This window comes from Microcystis sp. T1-4 (assembly GCF_000297435.1).
Classification (GTDB): Bacteria; Cyanobacteriota; Cyanobacteriia; order Cyanobacteriales; family Microcystaceae; genus Microcystis.
Genome location: NZ_CAIP01000092.1, coordinates 1 through 19,681, shown reverse-complemented (window position 1 = coordinate 19,681; position 19,681 = coordinate 1). Strand labels below are relative to the sequence as shown.

General features: G+C 38.6%; 10 protein-coding genes. 9 read left to right on the top strand and 1 reads right to left on the bottom strand.

Going from position 1 to position 19,681, the window contains the following annotated elements:
• Nucleotides 1-227 precede the first annotated feature (227 nt).
• Nucleotides 228-5,168 carry a putative baseplate assembly protein gene (locus MICAI_RS04935; RefSeq protein WP_008198651.1) on the top strand — a complete coding sequence of 1,647 codons (4,941 nt, stop codon included), beginning with the start codon at nt 228-230 and terminating at the stop codon, nt 5,166-5,168.
• Between the two features lie 18 nt (nt 5,169-5,186).
• Here MICAI_RS04935 and MICAI_RS26845 read toward each other — a convergent pair whose 3' ends face one another.
• A complete protein-coding gene (locus MICAI_RS26845; RefSeq protein ID WP_008198649.1) occupies nt 5,187-7,199 on the bottom strand; it encodes an ATP-binding protein in 2,013 nt (670 codons plus the stop codon).
• Between the two features lie 131 nt (nt 7,200-7,330).
• On the opposite strand from MICAI_RS26845, the gene MICAI_RS04925 reads away from it, so the two are divergent.
• The 8 genes from MICAI_RS04925 (at nt 7,331) to MICAI_RS04890 (ending at nt 19,637) form a co-directional block, all read left to right on the top strand.
• On the top strand, nt 7,331-8,050 hold the full coding sequence (locus tag MICAI_RS04925; RefSeq protein WP_008198646.1) for a hypothetical protein: 720 nt from the start codon (nt 7,331-7,333) through the stop codon (nt 8,048-8,050).
• Between the two features lie 206 nt (nt 8,051-8,256).
• Nucleotides 8,257-11,709, top strand: coding sequence for a DUF6519 domain-containing protein (locus MICAI_RS04920; RefSeq protein ID WP_008198644.1), 3,453 nt, complete (start codon nt 8,257-8,259; stop codon nt 11,707-11,709).
• A 603-nt stretch (nt 11,710-12,312) separates the two neighbouring features.
• Nucleotides 12,313-15,141: a phage tail sheath C-terminal domain-containing protein gene (locus MICAI_RS24865; RefSeq protein ID WP_008198642.1), complete on the top strand. Its 2,829-nt coding sequence runs from the start codon at nt 12,313-12,315 to the stop codon at nt 15,139-15,141.
• A 70-nt stretch (nt 15,142-15,211) separates the two neighbouring features.
• Complete coding sequence (locus tag MICAI_RS04910; protein WP_008198641.1) at nt 15,212-15,763, top strand: phage tail protein; 552 nt, start codon at nt 15,212-15,214, stop codon at nt 15,761-15,763.
• 47 nt (nt 15,764-15,810) lie between these two features.
• Complete coding sequence (locus MICAI_RS04905) at nt 15,811-16,539, top strand: T4 family baseplate hub assembly chaperone (protein ID WP_008198638.1); 729 nt, start codon at nt 15,811-15,813, stop codon at nt 16,537-16,539.
• Complete coding sequence (locus MICAI_RS04900; RefSeq protein ID WP_008198637.1) at nt 16,536-16,769, top strand: hypothetical protein; 234 nt, start codon at nt 16,536-16,538, stop codon at nt 16,767-16,769. The genes MICAI_RS04905 and MICAI_RS04900 overlap by 4 nt, the downstream gene beginning before the upstream one ends.
• A gap of 22 nt (nt 16,770-16,791) precedes the next feature.
• Nucleotides 16,792-17,451, top strand: a complete 660-nt coding sequence (locus MICAI_RS04895; RefSeq protein ID WP_008198634.1) for a DUF4255 domain-containing protein — start codon at nt 16,792-16,794, stop codon at nt 17,449-17,451.
• Nucleotides 17,452-17,456: 5 nt separating this feature from the next.
• Entirely contained in the window at nt 17,457-19,637 is a 2,181-nt protein-coding gene (locus tag MICAI_RS04890) for a hypothetical protein (RefSeq protein ID WP_008198631.1), read from the top strand.
• The last annotated feature ends 44 nt before the right edge of the window (nt 19,638-19,681 follow it).

The window sequence follows — 19,681 nt, the reverse complement described above, 5'->3', positions numbered from 1 at the left end:
AATAACAATTAGTTCTTTCAGAGTTATACGGGGTTATGGTGTTAATTGTTATTCTTGTTTCCTTTTCTTCCGTATTTCCTATTTTCTGAAAGCGATAAATTCTGCTTAAGTACCTAAGCAAAATTAATTATACATATCTAACCACCTCTTGCCTCTTGCCTCTTGCCTATCTTCACTAGGAAATTAATTTTGCAGGACTACTTATAATCATACAGTTGTGAGAACCTATGGATTTCGGTGACACTAGCTTGATTCTTCAACATCTTTTAAGAGAGCGCAATTCATTGAAAAATGATGACTATTTTTGGTTACAGAATTTAACCTGTTATAATCCCCCTGGTCTAACGCAACTCAAATATCGAGCGGGAACTTACAGCACCTTTTTGCTATGGATGTTAGCGCAAGCTCCCAAAGAAATCATTACCAACGAGCAACTTTTTGTCACGCAACCCCTCGCTAATCTCAATACATCTAGATTAGTTCCTAATGATATCGTTCTTGCTTTCTTGAAAATTTGGGCAGTTTTAGGGGACATTCTCACCTTTTATAACGAACGCATTATCAACGAAGGCTATTTAAGCACCAGCGTCGAAAGTTTCTCCGTAGAACAATTAGTCCGCAGTTTAGGTTATCAACCCGATCCCGGTTTAGGTGCTACTACTTACCTTGCTTTTACCCTCAGAGTTGCTCAAGGTATCCCCACTGAAATTATCATTCCCGCCGGTCCCCAAACCCGCGTTCAAAGTCTGCCTAAACTAAATCAAAAACCCGTTATTTTTGAAACCAGCGAAAGCATTGTTGCCCGAGCCGCTTGGAATGCCATTAAAATCTATCAGCCGACCGTTTATCCTCAAATAACCCTCAATTCTGGTGCGACAGGAATCCGCATTGCGGGGACAACCACAGGATTAAAACCCAATAGTCCTCTCCTGTTATTAAGAAAAAATTCTGACCAGCGATCGCCCCAAACAGAAGCAGAATTTCGCCTGTTACACGAGGTAGAGGTCAATAAAAGCCAAGGTTACACCCTAGCACTATGGCAAACCCCTTTAACTCAAGGAAAACCCTTATCCCCGACACCAGACAGTTTACCCCAAGCCTTTACCTTTAAACAACAAGCCAAACTATTTGGCCACAATGCTCCCTTCTGGAATAGTCTTCCTGAGCGTACTAAAGCGCAATATAGCACTCGTTTAGGGGGAATTTTTCTGAGCGATAATCGGGGTCAATCTTGGGTAAGTAATAATACCAATTTACCCGATCTCAAATGGCAAACCTTAGTAATTACTACCGACGGAACAGTATTTTTAGGCACAAATAAGGGACTTTATCGAAAAAAAAATCAAGACGATCATTGGGGAAAAATAACGGGGGGATTGTCCCAACAACCGATCTTTTCCCTATTGCTAACCTCTGACGAACAATTACTGGTAGGTACTGTGAATGGGGGGGTATTTCGTTCCGTTGATGGGGGAGAAAGTTGGGATCGTCTTCAAGGATCATTAACGATAGTAGAAACAGAACCCAACCGTAAATTAGTTAATGCTACTCTGCCTGGAACAAGTGTTCGTTCAATAGCTTGGAATAACCATAATTTATCCAAACCAGCCACTCTTTTTGTCGGGACAGATAATGGCATTTTTAGGTTAACAATGGGTGGCAGAAGTTGGCAACCGACTAATCGAGGTTTACCTCATTATAACGAACAAACGGGACAAACTTCTCTGATTATTTATGCCCTAGCCATTAATCCTGTTAATGGCTACCTTTATGCGGGAACAAACTTAGGTATTTTTGCATCTTCTGATCAAGGAAATTGTTGGCGATCGCTCAACAAAGGTTTACCAAATTATCAGAAACAAGTCGCTTCATCCTCGGCGAAATTACCAAGATTGAATAACTGTCTCCCCAGTACAGAAACGGCGATTACTATTAAATCTATTATTCACTATCAAGAGCCTCAAAGTCAAATTTGCTATCTTTTTGTAGTGACAGAAGCAGGGATTTTTCGGTCTCAAAATAATGGCCATAATTGGCAGTTAGTTAATAATGGTTTAGAATCTCCTAAGGGTAAGATTGTAGTCAGTTCTTTAGGGACATTACAAAATCAAAACCAGATCATTTTGTTAGCAGGAACGAATCAAGGATTGTTTTCAAGTGACAATCATGGCAACCAATGGCAATTACTTGATCAAGTTGAAAATATCGAAACTGTAGCAACTAATAGTAAAAATAAAGTTGCGATCGCTACTCCTTTAGGTGAATTTAAAGATCAAGACTGGCCTAACTTTTATTTGCTGGATAATTATATTGACTTAGATAAAGTTTATTCCTCAATTATTCCGGGAAGTTTTGTGATTCTGAGACAGCAATTACCGACTCCAATCGTAGGTATTTATCGGGTAAAAACCGTTCTCAATCTTGTAGCTTCTGACTTCACACTTAAAACTTCAATTACCCGTCTTGAAATTGATAGTCATGAAACGCCAAAGCTCAGTCAGTTTAATTTACGCAATACCCAAGTTTTTCTACAAACAATATCTCTTAAATTATCTGGGTCTTCCTCATCACCTCCTACCCTAGTAAAAGGATTAGAAATTAACCTAAATGGTGAGAATTTAGGTTTAGCTAAAGGACAAACTTTGAGTATTACGGGAAAAAGACCTAGAGCGGTAATTATTGGGTCTTTAGGGGGAGTTTATCACAATAAAGATAAAAAATGGAATCTGTTAGGATTAGAGAATTTCTCAGTGGAATTCCTAAGTTTTAATCAAGATAATAATTTAGTTGCAGCCACAGAAATCGGGATTTTTATCTATAAAAGTAACCAATGGTCAAGACTTGGTAAAAATATTATAAAAGCTACCAAAATTTTGCTAAGTTCCTCTCAAGAATTAGTCTCTGCGACTGAAGATGGAGTCTATTATTATAAGGCATCAACGGATGAATGGAGTCTTTTAGGAAATTTAAAAGAACCTGTCTTAAGTTTAATATTCAGTCCGCAAGGAGATTTGTATTGTGGTACAGAAAAAGGGGTTTTTTATTATCATGATTCCCAGTGGATTTCTCTCGGTTTTAGCGATCAAAAAATATCAGCTTTACTTTGGACTCCTAGCTATCTCTATGTGGGAACTAATCAAGAGGGAGTCTATCGCTGTACTATTCCAAAATTAGAGGAACAAGCTGTCATTCAAGTATTAAACGTTTGGAAAATTAAAAGCTTAGTAAGTGACTCTCAAGGACAGCTTTTTGCTGGAACTGATGGGGGAGGAATTTTTTATTCTTCTGATCAAGGTATAACTTGGAAAGAAAGAAATTTCGGACTCTCAGATCAACATATTCAGTGTTTACTAATTTCTCCTCAAGACATCCTCTATGCTGGAACAGAAAGGGGAGGACTTTTTTATTCTCTCAATCAAGGGGAAACATGGATATTTTGGCCTTTAGGTATTTCTAACAATATCAAAACCTTAACTTTAGATGGCGAAAATAATCTTTATGTTGGAACAGGAACAACTGCTTATTTACAATCTGCCGAAAGTTTAGAACCAACTCCACTTAAGCAACAGCAATTATTTGCTATACCTTCGGAATTTAAAGAACTATTAAATCAAGGTTTTATTACTGAGCAATTGAACAAAATATTCCAAGATAATAACCAATCGTTAGATCCTAGTACAACTATCAAGGTGGAACAAGTTGATCGCTGTTGGAGATTGTCAGATAATCACGGCAATACCTTCTTAATTCGGCAAAATTTTAGACAACTAATCGTAGAATATACTCCTCAATTTGAAGTGCTAAAAGCTCCAGTTTCTCATCCACAATATGCACATCTGTATTACTGGTTTTTGCAATCTCCCGATAGTCCCGAAATTAAATTGATAGCTCAATCGGATGAAATAATTTGCGAATCTGCCGTTAATTCTTCTTCTTCAATTAGTGAAATTACAGTTGTTGCAGATGTAATTAACAAAAATAATAATCATACAATCGTGAGTTTAACTAAGTCTTTAGAATTTGTTTATGATGACAAAACAGTAACAGTATGTGGGAATGTGGCCAGAGCTACCCAAGGGGAAACTATCCATAATGAAATTCTAGGAAGTGGTAATTCAGCCCAAAAAAATCAAAAGTTTACATTACAAAGACATCCTTTAATTTTTCTTCCTAACCCTAACGGGATAGAAAACCTTAGCACCTTAACAATAGCAGTAGAAAGACAATCAAATTTTAACTTTACTAATGTCAATCATACTGAAATTATTTGGCATCAAGTTTCTAATTTATTTAACTCCACTACTGATAGCCATGATTATTTACTACAAGTTTCCGAGCAAGGAAAAGCTACCATAACATTTGGTGATGGTAAACAAGGCGCTCGTCTCCCCACAGGACGGGAAAATGTCTTGGCAACTTATCGTACAGGTATTGGTCAAGATGGGAACGTTGATAGGGGACAATTAAGCATTATGGCTAACCGCCAACCAGGAGTGGATAAAGTTATTAATCCGATTCCTGCGTCTGGGGGTAGAAATCCCGAAAAAATGGTCAATATTCGGCAAATAGCACCTCTATTTGTGAGAACTTTAGGTCGGATAGTTTCCTTAAATGACTATGAAGATTTGGCGATTACTTTCCCCGGTATTGCTAAAGCTAAGGCACAAGTTTTGTGGAATGGACATCAACAATTAATTCATCTTACTATTGCTGCTAATAACGGTGTTCAGATTTCTAAAAACTCGAAGCTTTGTCAGGATTTATATCAAGAAATTCAAAAATTAAGTATTCATTCACAACCGATACAAATTGAATCTTTTGTACCCTTATTTTTTCAGTTCCAAGTCAAGGTAATCATAGCTGAAAATTCCGATATTCTAAGTATCAAATCTCAGATTAAAGAAACTTTCAATTCTCAGTATTGTTTTCAGCAACAAACCTTTGGACAAACTATTACTTCCGATTCTATTATTGCCACCATCCAGAGTATTACTGGTGTCTTAGCTGTTGACTTAGAAGCACTTTGTTTTCATGGCGATTACCCACAAATTTATCCTACCCTACAGGCAAAATTGGCTGAATGGAACATTGCATTACAAGAAATTGTTCCGGCTCAGTTGTTACTCTTGGTTTTTCAAGAAAGTTTTCTGCAAATTACGAAAGTATAATGCTTCCGCAAGAATAAATCAAGACAACCAATCTTTAATTTCATCACTGGTTAGGGTTTTTTCTAACTTACGATATTCACTTCTTGCCGCTTGTAGTAAATCAGTCATCTTAACAGCACGTCCTTTTTCTGAGGCTAAAAAAGCAGCTTTTAAAGCAATATTACGAATTTCACCCCCAGATACATTTAATTGCGCTAGTTTTTGTATGTCTAAATCTGCTTGGGGCATTTGTGGTGGAAACATTTTTTGCCAAATTTCCACTCTTTGAGCAAAGTCAGGAAAGGGAAATTGAACAATAAACCGTAAACGTCGTTTAAAGGCACGATCTAAGGCTTCAGGAATGTTAGTAGTCAAAATAGCTAATCCTCGATAGGCTTCCATTTTCTGCAATAAATAGCTAACCTCAATATTAGCATAGCGATCATGGGAGTCTTTGGTTTCTGTTCGCTTACCAAAAAGAGCATCCGCTTCATCAAATAATAAGATAGCACCCCCAGCTTCAGCCGCATCAAAAACTCGTCGTAAGTTCTTTTCAGTTTCGCCGATATACTTATTAATGACGGTACTCAAATCAATACGATAAAGGTCTAAACATAATTCTTTGGCTAAAATTTCAGCAGCCAGGGTTTTTCCCGTTCCACTTGAGCCAGTAAATAAAGCACTAATTCCTAGTCCTCGCTCACTTTTCTGATTAAATCCCCAATCTTGGTAAACTTTGGCTCTTTGGCGTACTTCTAGGGCGATTTCTTCTAGAATTTGCTTCTGAGTTTCGGGTAATACTAAATCACCCCAACCTGCTTTAGGCTCAATTCTTTGGACTAAATCATCTAATTTTTGTCTTGCTTGTAGGCGACAAGTATCCCAAAGTATTTGGGCAACTTCTTTTACAGTAAATGTCTCGGTTTCAGTTTGACTGAGTTTACCTAAAGTCTCTGTCCAAGTAGCATAAATGTTGGGATAGTTCATATTAAACTGAAAGACAATTTCATTAGCCAGTCCCTTTAAATCTAGATCAATTTCACTAAAAAGCATCTTCCAGAGTTGTTCTTGCTCGCTTTGAGTGGGTTTTTCTACATCAAAAGTAATCATCGGTCGCTCGGTTAATAAACCCCGCTCTCGGCTCGATAGGATTAAGAAACTGGCACTATTTTCCAAAAAATAAGATAAGGCTTCAGTTTGGGATGTGTCGCTGTCTTCGGTCAGGCGATCGCATTCGATTAATAAACCTTTTCCCAACAAAATTGCCTCTCGATCCCATAATCGCACGATCAAATCTAATCTTTCAGGGTTACTCGGAAGCGTTGAGACTGAGAGTCGCGCCAAGCGTAAGTCTAATTTTTCGGCCGTCTTAGCTGCGATCGCTTGTTTAGCGGCCAGATTATCCCCAGATAATTGCAATAAAGGATATTGTTTTTGTTGTTGTCCTTCTATCCATGTGGCGGCCAATTGTTGGGCTAAATGGCGATGAGAAGGAGCAAAACGCTCTTCTGTGGGAAGAGGTTTGATAATTTCTCCTAATCTACGGTCAATAAAAGATAATCCCATCAAATAGAGGAAAATATTTTCGTCAAGGGTGAGGGGACTGGTGAGTAAGGTGGGTCCGGGTTGTACTTCAATTAAATGCCAATAACGTAAAGAACCCGTCGAAGAAATAGCTTCCCAATTCGCTTCGGGTAAGACGGCTAAGGCGAGGGAAAAAGTAGGATAATTAAGATTGTCATTTTTTTGAGCATCAGCACATAATTGAGCAAAGGTGGGATCAAGTTCCATCGCTACACACAGTAGGAGCAGCTCTATTTCAAAGGGTTCAAGATTAAAGGTTTGGTAGAGATGTTCTAAAGCCGAAGCCGAAGGCATTTGTTCTTTGGCTTCGTTAAGTTGAGCAAATGTTGCTTCTAGCTGTTGCTCATCCCAGCGTTTATCCTCCAAAAAGGCAATATATCGGTTAATTTGCTGTCGGATAGAAGCGATTGCTGCCATCAGAAAGTTAAAATTGGCTTGTTGCCAGGAAATGCTCTCCCCGCCAGACATAAATTTATATTAGTTGTTAACGTTTTTATAGTAAGCTATAAATTATCAATAATCAAGTAAATACATAAAGATATGTAACTTATAGCAGTTTTCCCATTCTACTTAATCTTAACAAGGAAGTATCCCTGAATATGCCTCACTCAAACTCAGAAAAGCACAAAAAACGGTTGAAGAAAATTCTTGATCGACACGGAAAGTCAACAGGCAAGATAGGATTTTATGACAAAAGAGCTACAACAGGTTACAGATATGCCATAGGAAAACGGCAACAAGGCCCCCATACTATGGCTCATATTACGAAAAGAGTAGCATTACAAGCAGCGATAGAGGCTGGCATAGATCCGTTACTTCTGAGAGGTACGGCGGCATTCCCGAGACCACGAGTGATGAACAAAAGAATGAGACATAGTTTTCGAGAGAGAGGAACAAATTGGCAGCAAGAGACAAGAAAACAAAGAACAGCCTATCTTAAGGCCTATCGTAAAGCGTGGAAAGAGTCCTCCTCAAGCAACAAAAATCAAACAAAAAGACTTGATGCCTTAAGGCGTGGGATGGAACTTAATCCAGCAACAGTTTACAATATAGGAAAGGGGACAACTTCTTCTTCTCAAATAGCGGGAAAAGGAGAAAATAGACAAAAAGCAGCGCAAGATCTTTGGAAGTTGGTCAATACACCATCAGGAAAGATTCCAAAAATGGAAACAATAGACTTAAGTGGTGCAAATACCCACGAAAAACATCGTTCAAAGAAGATGGTAGCGTCTATTGGCCAACTGTTAAAAGAGGAATATCTCGATCCAGATTCGAGTGACAGTGAATCTGATAGTGAAGTGGAACTAGATGACTACTAACTCGGTGGTCAAAAACGACTCAACCATCGAGTGTTGACCCTAGAAACGCTGATTATGAAAGAGTGACACATTAAATTATTGACAATATGGCTGTAAACTTATGATTTATCAACTTTTCTCCTCATCATAATAGCTAAGAAATTAGCGTAGTTGGGAAAGTCCTCTAAGATGATATACTTTTACCAGTTTTAGACAAAATCAAGAATATGGAAGGAAATTTTTCTCGGTCAACATTTAAAGCGAGTAAGGGTTACAATCGCGTCTTTATGCAACAGGGGCGCGTTCAGCTAGATGCGGACTGGAATGAGGCGATAGAGAGTATCACTCATAATCAGCAGTCAGCCATTCGCTATCTCATCGGTGATTGTGCTGTCCCCCACGAAAATGGCGGTTTTCGCATATTTAAACAAGATTGTCTCAAATTTAATGGTAAATCTAACTATCTCAATCTAGGATCACGCTTTTCTTTAGCGAATAGCGATAGTTTTGTGATTGAAGCTTTGGTTTGTCCCCGTTGGGAGGGTAATGGCGGCACAATTTTAAGTAAATTGAATCTTAACCAAAGTAATGATTATCAGGGAGAATATCGTCTTTTTATTAAACCCAATGGGACGGTAGTTTTCCAAAGAATAGAATTGTTACTAGATCAACAGAATGCTGAATTAGTGAGAGAAAATACCCTTGACTATTCAGATGCCATTTATCTCCGTTCCTTAGAAGCTATTAAAGTTATTGAATTAGGGCGATTTGTCCATATTGCCGTAGTTTCTATTGGTAATAATCTTTATTTATTTGTCGATGATCAGCTAGTCGGTACCTCTTACCAATTCAATGATTATCAAGAAGCTTCTGATCTTCCCTTTTTAATTGGCGCACAATGGTTAAATGAGCAACCCGATAACTTTTTTGATGGCTTAATCGCTGATATTTTAATATCAGAAATTTTGAACAGAGAAGCATTAGAAAAAAATTCATTAAATTTCAAATTAAAGCATTTACAAAAACAGCCGCACTGGTCACTTTTACAAAATAAAGAAATTATCTCAACTAACTTAAATGGCAATTTAGAGAAACGATATTCTCCTCCTATTTGGCTCATTCAGCCTCTTTTTATTAGTCATGGTGTTGCTTATACGGGAGGAATTTTATGTGAAAATGAAGCCGATATTTTGCTAACCGAACAACTAGAATTGCCTCATAGTGCTTTACCTAATCTAGAAAGTTTGCAGGGAATTTATTTAGTTTATTTAGATGTTTGGTCACGCTATATTTCCTCTATTTCCGACCCAAATATTCGAGAAATTGCCTTGGGTGGGGCTGATACCACAGGACGCTCTAAAATTATTTGTCAAGTTAAATTACTTGCTCTAGAAAATGACAATAATCAACAACAATGGATTGAGAAATTTCGACAGTTAGCAAGATTAAATCGCCAACGTGGTCAGTTAAAAGCTCGCCATGATTATAAGATTCCCATTAAAGGAAATTATCTGTATCGAATTGAAATTCATAATCCTGGTTTTGTCTCTGGATGTCTCCTATTCTCTGCTGAATTTTTACCCATCTTAAAAGGAAAACTAATCGAAGCCAATTGCTTTAAAATAATCGAAGGAAATTTGAAGCTTTGGGAAAACCAAGAATGGCTTGAAATTATCTTTAAAGTTGCTTCATCAACAAAAGAAAAAATCGTCAAAATCCAGAAAATCAACTCCGAAAATAATCAAATTTTACTCACTGATGACTTGGAGTATCCCTTAGAACAAATCTTTTATTTACGACCAATTGCTACCCTAAAATGGTCGAAAGAAAATGGATCAATTACTTATCCGATTCAAAAAATAGAAACCAGCGAAAAACAAGAAACCAGCATTATTACGATTATTAATAGTCCCCCCGGTACACCTGCTTTACAAAATGGAGACTGGATCGAAATTGTTGATGATGACTATGTTTTAGCCAATCAAATCAAGCATTTATGCCAGATTCAACACATAGATGGGGACATAAGTTCTCCGACAACTCGCCTGACGGTTAACCCTGCTCCCCCAGCCAAATTTGGACGTAATCGTACTAAATATCCTTTTGTCAGACGATGGGATCAAAAACAAATGAGATGGAATAAAGAAGGAAACGTTCAATTATCCCCTCTAAAAAGCGGTGTTATTCCCCTTCGCCAAGGATGGTTAGAAATTGAAGATGGAATAGAAATTCAATTTGAAGAAGACGCTATTTATCAACAACGAGATTATTGGTGGATACCCGCACGCACAATCAACAATAGTATTGAGTGGCCAGTAGATGAACAGTCAAACCCTAAATTTCAACCACCCCAAGGCATTGAACATCAATATATGCCCTTAGCCCTCCTACAATTTAACCAAGCATATTCCTTAGAAATTCTCAAAGATCTGCGTAATATTGTTCCTAATCTCGGAGATTGGTTAAGCAAAAGTGGGGGGACAATTACTGGAGATTTAACCGTTGAAGGAATGTTAGCGGTAGAGAGTGATACCTTTCTTCGTCGTAATGTCACTGTTGGCCGACTTTATGGAGAATTAGCTCCTAATTTGGTTGATACCCCTCAAGTAGTCGATTACGCTATTACCCCCGATAAACTAGCTCCAAATATCGGTTTTGTTCCTCCGCAATATTCGATTCTGGGTTCTAGTCCCATTCCTCCCCCAGAATATACTTATACAGGTTTTTCCATCACTGTCCCTGTATTAAGACCCCAAAATTGGCAGGAGATTACCCCCCCAATGCCCAAAGCCGGACGAGTCTATACGACGATAATCGAAGAAAAGATTTATTGTTTGTGGGAAACAGGGGAACTGTGGGCTTACCAACCCAATAATGCTCTAGAACTTTGGCAAGAAAAAAAGCCTATGCCCGATCCCAAACGAAAAGCCTTTGCTGTGGGGGTTATAAACAACAAACTGCACGTGATTGGTGGATATGTGATTGAAGGGAGGAAAGCGGGTGAAAAGACAGGACTTCACTACGAATATGACCCCGAATCCGATCAATGGAATCTCAATCGTCCCCCAATGCCTACGCCGAGAAGTCATTTAGGGATTGGTGTCGTGGGACAGAAGCTTTATGCAATTGGAGGACAGATATCCGGTTTCTGGGGATTATTTCCCAATCTGGTCACTGGTGTTAATGAAGTCTATGATTTAGTAACTAATCAATGGTTACAATGCCCTTCTCTGCCTAGAGCCAGATCTGCTTTTGGGATTGGAGAATATCAGGGGGCTATCTATCTGTTTGGAGGACAGAAAAAAAAGTTTTGTGGACTGTGGGGAGATAAAAAAGTTCCTTGGTGTGATATTTATGTTCCCTTAAAAGAGCGATGGTTCAGACAAAAGCCTTTACCCATGTCCCTGAGCCACATGGGAATCAGTGCGATCGCAGGTCAATTTTATATCATTGGTGGAACAAATTCTTGGAGTGAACTGGATAGCACCTTTGTCTATGATGCTCAGACCCAGATTTGGCGACAAGCAGCCCCCCTCCAGGAAGGGAGAAAATCTTTGGGAACTGCCTTCCTTGATGGTTCAATCTATATTTTTGGGGGTGTTACTGCCCAAGGCAAAACCGCCAGTATTGAAAAAATACACATTAACTCCATTTTCTATATCTATCAAAAACTTACTTAGGGCTGGCTGAATAAATGTGAAATATAGACTAGGCAAGGGTCTTAGGGTCTTTTTTCCCTCCCACAGGTGCAAGATTTTGAGAGAATCATGTTTCAAAACCTTACATCTTCATCGGCCCACACGTCCTGTAGGAGCGAAGTATTCGGGCATAACCTATCGCTGAAACCGGAGATTTCCTATCCGAATGCTTCGCCCTTACTTTTTCAGCAAACTCTACTTAGGGTCTGCTGAAAAAGTTTTTCCTAGGGGCAGGGTGTAGGGTGTGGGGTTTTACCGATTTTGAGGTAGTCAGTTACCTAATTTTCAGGGAAAAAGTACCTGAATTTTACCCCCGATCCCTCCAATGGTCGGCACTTTTTGAGGTCAAAAAAGTCTAAAAGCCTTATCCAACAAGGTTTTTAGATTTATTCAGCAATCCCTACTTAATATTTCTTAAAAACTTTCTTCATCTTTCTTCATCTTTCTTCAAGGAAATCAAATAAAAAGTAAGACAAGTTTATACAAAAAAGATGGCTTTTGGGGTTATATTTCTAGTTACTTTCAGTTTTATTAGCACAAACTGACGGCTATGAGTTATTGATTATACAGTTCCGAGGGGGAGCTATGCCAGTTCAAGTCACTTATCCTGGTGTTTATATTCAAGAATTACCCAGTGGACGACATACCATTACTGGGGTTGCTACTTCGATTACCGCTTTTGTCGGACGAGCCTTGTACGGACCCGTTGAAGAGCCTATTACTATTTTTAGCTTTGGGGATTATCAGCGTTTTTTTGGGGGATTAGCCTATGATTTTCCCATGAGTTATGCCGTTCAAGACTTTTTCCTTAATGGGGGTTCTCAAGCTGTAATTGTGCGCTTATTTGAACCAAAAACAACATTAACATTAGATGAGTGGAATACAAATGCTAATAATGCTGCACAAGTGGTTAAAAAAGCAGCTTCAGGGGTTAAAACAGCAGCTGATAATAATAACACAACAGCATCAAATAATCCTGCTGGTGCTGCAGGAGAGGTTGGCACACTATCTGGTGATGGTGGGAACACAACACCAAAAAGTGTAGTTGAGGCTGTTCAAGATGTAGCTAACAACCAGACAGACGAACCGGGTAAAACGGTGGCGCAAAGTTTGCTGAAAATCGCTCAGAATGCCGCTGGTAAATCTGGTGCGACACCAGATAGTGTTAAAGCTACAATCGATTTTGCGATCGCATTTAATGATATTGATCCAGTTAAAAAGGCTCAGGCTAATAATGCTGCACAAGCGGTTAAACAAGCAGCATACGGAGTTACTGGTGAAGATAAAAAGGCAACAGATGTAGTTACGGCTGTTCAAGGAGAAGCTGACAAGCACACAGAAGAACCGGGTAAAACGGTGGCGCAAATTTTGCTGAAAATCGCTAGTGATGCCTCTGGTAAATCTGGTGCGACAGCAGATGATGTTAAAACAGCCATTGATGATGCTATCACGAATAACACTTACACGACTCCTCCTTACCCAACAGCAACTCTAACCCTTAATTTGTTATCTACTACTGATGGTAAGCCTTCGGAGCAAGTAATCAAAGATGCTTTAAGTCCAATTCAAGGGGCGATTGATGCTCTTTTTGATACTGATGGCAATACTGAAGCTAAAAATTTAACAGATAAAATTGGCGCAACGCACCCAGACATTAAGGGAGCAGTAAAGATATTAACTGATGCTGCTCAAAGTGCTGTTTCTACCATCAGCGACTCTAACACTAAAAAAATCGCTCAACAGGTTGCTAGTAAGGTAACGGGGAATAGTCTTCAAGATGCTTTGGACGCAGCAATACAAGCTTTAGCTAAAGATGAAATACTCAACGAACTCAAACTTTTTCCAGAGGTTAAGAACATCCTAAAAACTATCTTAATTGGTTCATCTAGTTCAGCTAATGATTCTCCTGCTTCTGGATTTCAAGCTGCACTAGATAGTATTTTTGATACTGATGGGAACAAATTCAATCCTACTAAACCAACAGTCGATAATCTTAATACAGAAATCCAAAAGATAAATAATCAGTTCATAAAAGATGCTGCAACGAAGGCACAAGGAGTTTCAGGACAAACAGTTAAAGGGTTATTTGATGCGGTTCTTGCGGCAATTCCTCTTGCTGCTGCTACTGCTGTTCCTGCCGAAAAAACTCTCATCCTAGAAGCGGCTAACCCCGGAACATGGGGAACTCAATTAAAAGCCAGTGTGAATACACAAGGCATTACCGATAAAGTTGCCGAAAATTTGGCCAGTTATGGCTTGAACAAAAACGATCTATTTAATTTAACGGTTCAGATCACTTACCCCAATGGAACAACCGATTTTGAACAATTTACCAATGTTACCATCAAGACGACGACCCCCCCTTCACCCAACCGACTGGATCTAGTTTTAAATCATGAATCCCAACTCCTTCGAGTTCCGTTAGATGCTAAAAATCAACCACAACTTCCCTCAATAACGCCACCCGGTGGGGCAACCTCTCAAGTAGCAGGAGGGGATAATGGAAAGAATCTATCCGTAGAAACCTATACTGGAGATCAAGATCAAAGAACAGGAATCTATGCCCTAGAAAAAATAGAACTGTTTAACATTATGTGCATTCCCCCTGATCAACGAATAGCGGAGAACAATATTGATCCCCTAGTTTATACTGAAGCATTGAGTTATTGCTTTGAACGACGGGCGATGTTAATTGTCGATCCGCCGACGACATGGCTAGGAGAGGTAAAAAATGGCAATATCAGCCAGTTACAACCCACTCAGGTCGGGATAGAAGGGCCAGAAACCATTAATGCTGCGGTTTATTTCCCTCGTGTGATCAAGGAAGATCCCATGATGAAAAACCAATTAGACACCTTTTCGGCCTGTGGCATTATTGCCGGAATTTATGCCGCTACCGATGTGACACGAGGAGTCTGGAAAGCTCCGGCTGGCTTAGATGCAGGCATCTTGGGGATCAATAGTTTAGAATTAAAACTCACCGATCAACAAAATGGTGTACTCAACCCCTTGGGGATTAACTGCTTGCGAACTTTTCCCATTGTCGGGTCAGTGGTTTGGGGCGATCGCACCTTACGGGGAGCAGATATACTTGATAGTGACTATAAATATGTTTCCGTGCGAAGATTGACCCTTTATATTGAAGAGAGCCTCTATCAAGGCACAAAATGGGCTGTTTTCGAGCCGAATAATGAAAACCTCTGGTCAGCCTTGAGATTAAGCGTCGGTAGCTTTATGGAGTCTCTTTCGCGCCAAGGAGCATTTTACAGTTATCAAGTGGTCTGTGATAAAACCACAACCACTCAAAGAGACATCGACTTAGGAATTGTTAATGTTCTCGTTCAATTTGCCCCAGTCAAACCCGCCGAGTTTGTTGTGATCCAAATCCAACAACAGGCCGGTCAAACAACCTAATAATTGAGGGTTGTATCAGTAATTAAAGAAAAAATCCCTCAACTTTTCATTAGTTTTTCAGGAGAATTTCATGCCAGCGCCACAATTTAAAGTTAATACCTATCGCTATGACCCTTACAAAAATTTCCGATTTCGGGTCAAGTGGGATAATACTTATGTTGCCGGAGTCAATAATGTGACCAATTTAATGCGTACTACAGAGGTCGTCAGATTTCGCTATGGGGGAGACCCCAGTACCCCCCGTCCTTCACCCGGACAAACAGAATATGGTCCAATTACCCTCAGACAAGGTGTCACCCATGATGTAACCTTTGAACAATGGGCGAATAAAGTTTGGGACTATAGTAATTCTACCAAAGGACCCGATCAATCTAATCAAATTGTTTCCCTCAAAGATTTTCGTAAAGATATTATCATCGAACTTTACAACGAAGCTGGACAAAAAGTCATTGCTTATAATGTCTATCGCTGTTGGGTATCAGAGTATGTCGCCTTATCAGATTTAGACTCGTTGGGGAATGAATTTGCTTTTCAAAGCATAACTTTACAAAATGAAGGTTGGGAACGGGATTATAACGTTAAAGAACCTACTGAGGGTAGCTTTGTTCTGCCTGCTAGTTGATTTGTATCTCTAAATCACCCAATCATTTTGTGTTTGGTTAATCGTTTATGATATCTGCTTTTGATTTAGTGAGAGTATGGGAGTTAGGAGAGGGACAACCACTGTGGTATCGGGGGTTGCTCCTCTTAGCTCTAGCGCAACCACAGCAAACCCTTGAAGAACTTTGTCAGTTTACGATTGGCCAACGCAATCGCTGTTTATTTACTCTATATCAGCAGTTATTAGGAACAAACCTACAAGCGGCGGTTCAATGCCCACAATGCTCTGAGATGTTAGAATTTACTTTTAATGTGGCGGAACTTGGTATCGTCTCTGAAACAGAGATCAAGACAAGTTATACAATTGAGAATAATGGAATTGAGTTAACCTTTCGGTTATTAAATAGTAAAGATTTAGCAGCCATTTCTCAAAGTTCCAATTTAGAAGAAGCCCGTCAACAATTAATCCGTCGCAGTCTTATTAAAGCAACCCAAGATGGTCAAGAAATAAAGAATGAACAATTAACAACAACAACCATTCAAATTTTAGGAGAAGCGATCGTTGATTGTGATCCTCAGTCCGAATTATTATTGAATTTAGATTGTCCTAATTGTCGCAATGCTTGGTCAGATCAATTTGATATTGTCGCTTTTCTCTGGTCGGAAATCAGCACTCAAGCAAAAAGTCTCTTAGAGGAGGTTCATTTATTGGCACAAGCTTATGGTTGGCCAGAAGAGACTATCTTAGGAATGACTACCAAAAGACGTAAATATTATCTAGGAAGAATCGAGCAATGAGCGATTTTTTTGGGCGATTAGCCGAACATTCTTTAGGGTATAAAGCGACTATTTTACCTCCACTGACACCTAAGTTTTCAGCCCACAGAGAATTAATGAACGAGGCTAGAGAAACAATTTTATGGGAAGATTCTTGGAAGAGTTTTAATCATTCTAACAGGGAAGATAGTTGGTCAAAACAAAAGAAACTGCTAAACCCTATTTTTCAATCTGTTGAGGGGACAATCTGACCCAGAAGCATAAATAAGCATTATGAGCAACTATTTAGCGATCGCAACAGTTACCGCCACCTTTCGGGATTTAATCGCCCAAGCGATTCAGCAAGTCCCTGACCTATCAGCAGCACCGACAGTTACCACAGGTCGTCCTCAAGCTCCTGAACCCGGTTTTGTAGGGGTTAACCTCTATCTTTATAGAGTAGAAGCAAATGCAACTCTTCGCAACCGATCTTTCCCCATACCCCACACAGAATCGGACGGCTCATTAGTTGATCGCTGGCAAAATGCCCTCAATTTAGATTACTTGTTGACCTTTTATGGTAAAGGACAACAGCAAGAACCAGAAAGGTTAATGGGAGGGATGATAGCCGCATTGACAGACACCCCAATTCTTAAACCAGAATTAATTCGTCAAACTATTAGCACAACTGGAAGTGATAGTTATTTGGCCGCTTCAGATTTAGCTAACCAAATTGAAACAGTCAGGTTGACACCTATCTACTTAAATTTAGAAGAACTATCTAAATTATGGACTATATTTTTTCAAGTTACTCATAACTTATCTATAGCTTATCAAGCTTCTGTCGTGCTGATTGATTCTGGGGAAAAAATTCTCTTGAAGACAGTGAAGAAAGTTGAGGGAACAGTTACATCTACCAAAAAAAGCACCAGAAAAACCAGAAAAACGATCTAATCACGATGACCCAAAATCGCCTTTACGAATTATTACCTATTTTTTATCGACAACGAGATTTAGAGCAGGGTTTTCCTCTGCTTGCCTTCCTAAATATTATGGAGTTAGAGTTAAACATCCTTGAACAAAATATCGAGGAGCTTTATAGTAATTGGTTTATTGAAACTTGTGAAGATTGGGTTATTCCCTATTTAGCTACACTGATAGGAACTAAATTTTCAGATCAAACTAGCCATCTTTTCGGTACTGCTCGTTTACAGGTAGCTAATACTTTACGAAATCGTCGTCGCAAAGGAACATTAAAATCTCTAGAAAATATCCTTTATGAATCAACAAACTTACCAGCAAAAATTATTCCTTATTTTGTTAAGTTATCAATCACACAAAACTTAGAGAATATAAATCTCGACAGGGGAAAAACCCTAGATTTACATTCTTTAAATAACTTAGAATTAATCAATACAATAAATGATCCCTTTGCTCGCACAATAGATATTTCTGTCGGCGGTAGTAATCCTTTATTAATGAGTAATTTGGAAATTATTGCCAATGGAAAATATAATATCTATAATATCGGAATTTTTCTCTATCCATTGCGGAGTTTTTTCATTCAGTTCGCTCAAGCACGTCATATTCAAGACAATTGTTATACCTTTAATCCCTTAGGAATTGATAGTCCTTTATTTAAACCACCATCGAATAATCAAGATAATCAAACTTCTGTTAATAATAGCTTACCCATTCCCTTAACTCCGTCTGATCTGCAGCCTCTAACTAAACCTAATACTGTCTCAGAAATTCTTGTCAATGGTTTGATTGATCGGCCTCCATTACAAATTTTTATTTTTCTCGATAATGGTTCTGTTATTGATGTTAATAATTATCCGAATTTAACCTTGCAAGTTACCGATTTAAGTAAATGGCCAAATCTTCAGGAAATAGATAATTCAATCTGTGTTGATCTTAAATGTGGACGGATGGTTTTACCTGCTAATCTTAAAACCAATAAAGTTTTGGTTAATTATGCTTATGGATTTAGTGCTGAGATTGGTGGAGGTTCTTATTCTCGTCGTCAAACTTTATCGAACGTCCGTGGGATTTGGCGAGGAAACGTTTCACAATTAATGACTGATGCTCCTAGGGATAAGAATTCTTTTTCTTCCTTAACCGAAGCAATTCAAGCATGGAGTCAAAGTGATCTACCCGGAATAATATCAATTTCTGATAATTGTATTTACAATCTTGAGGAAGATTCTAACTTTGCGATTATTCAAGAGGTTTTTGTCGAACGTCAAACTCCCTTCAGTTTAACTATTGAAGCAGCCGATGGTTGTCGTCCTTGCTTATTAGGAAATTTGAATATTATTGGTAGATATTCTGGTTCTAAATTGGTACTGAATGGTTTATGGTTAAACGGGACGATCTCAGTAGTAGGAAAATTACAGTTGGTAATTTGTCATTGCACGGTATGGAATAAAAAAGCAGCCATTAAAACGCTAGAATTATCTGAAAATATTGATGTCAATTTAGAGGTTAGAATCACTCATAGCATTCTTAGTTCAATATATCTGTTCTCAGATAACACAGTTTTAGATATCCACGATAGTATTATTGATGGAAGCAATGACAGAAATCAATATGCGATTGCTTCTAATAAGCACTTAAACAAAAGTATTTACACAAACTTTTTTCTGAAACTTTTACAATACAAGGCTTTTAGCTTTTGGTGGTGTGTAATTAATTTAGTTGATTCACTTAATACCGAAGTGGACAATAATTGGGGACCAGAAACCAAGATAGAACAGACAACGGTTATAGGACGCACCAAAATTACTATGATTATTGCTGCTAATTCAGTCATTTTTACCGAGCCAATTCTTGTACAGAAACGGCAAGAAGGTTATATTTCTTTCAGTTATGTTCCCTCTAAATCTAAAACACCATCACAGTATCGATGTCAACCCGATTATTCAGATTCACGATCAGAATTATTACAACCCTTTTTTGTTTCACGGATTTATGGTAATCCAGGGTATGCACAACTTAGTTATATGACACCTATTGAAATCTTCAGGGGTGCTGAAAATGGCTCACAAATGGGGATTTTAGGCAATCTGTCCCTTTCTGAAAAGTTAACTAATCTACAGGCTGTCTTTCAGGATAATTTTCCGGCAATAAATACCTGACGGACGATATGGCTAAACAGCTTGCTGTATATTAGACTTCTTGC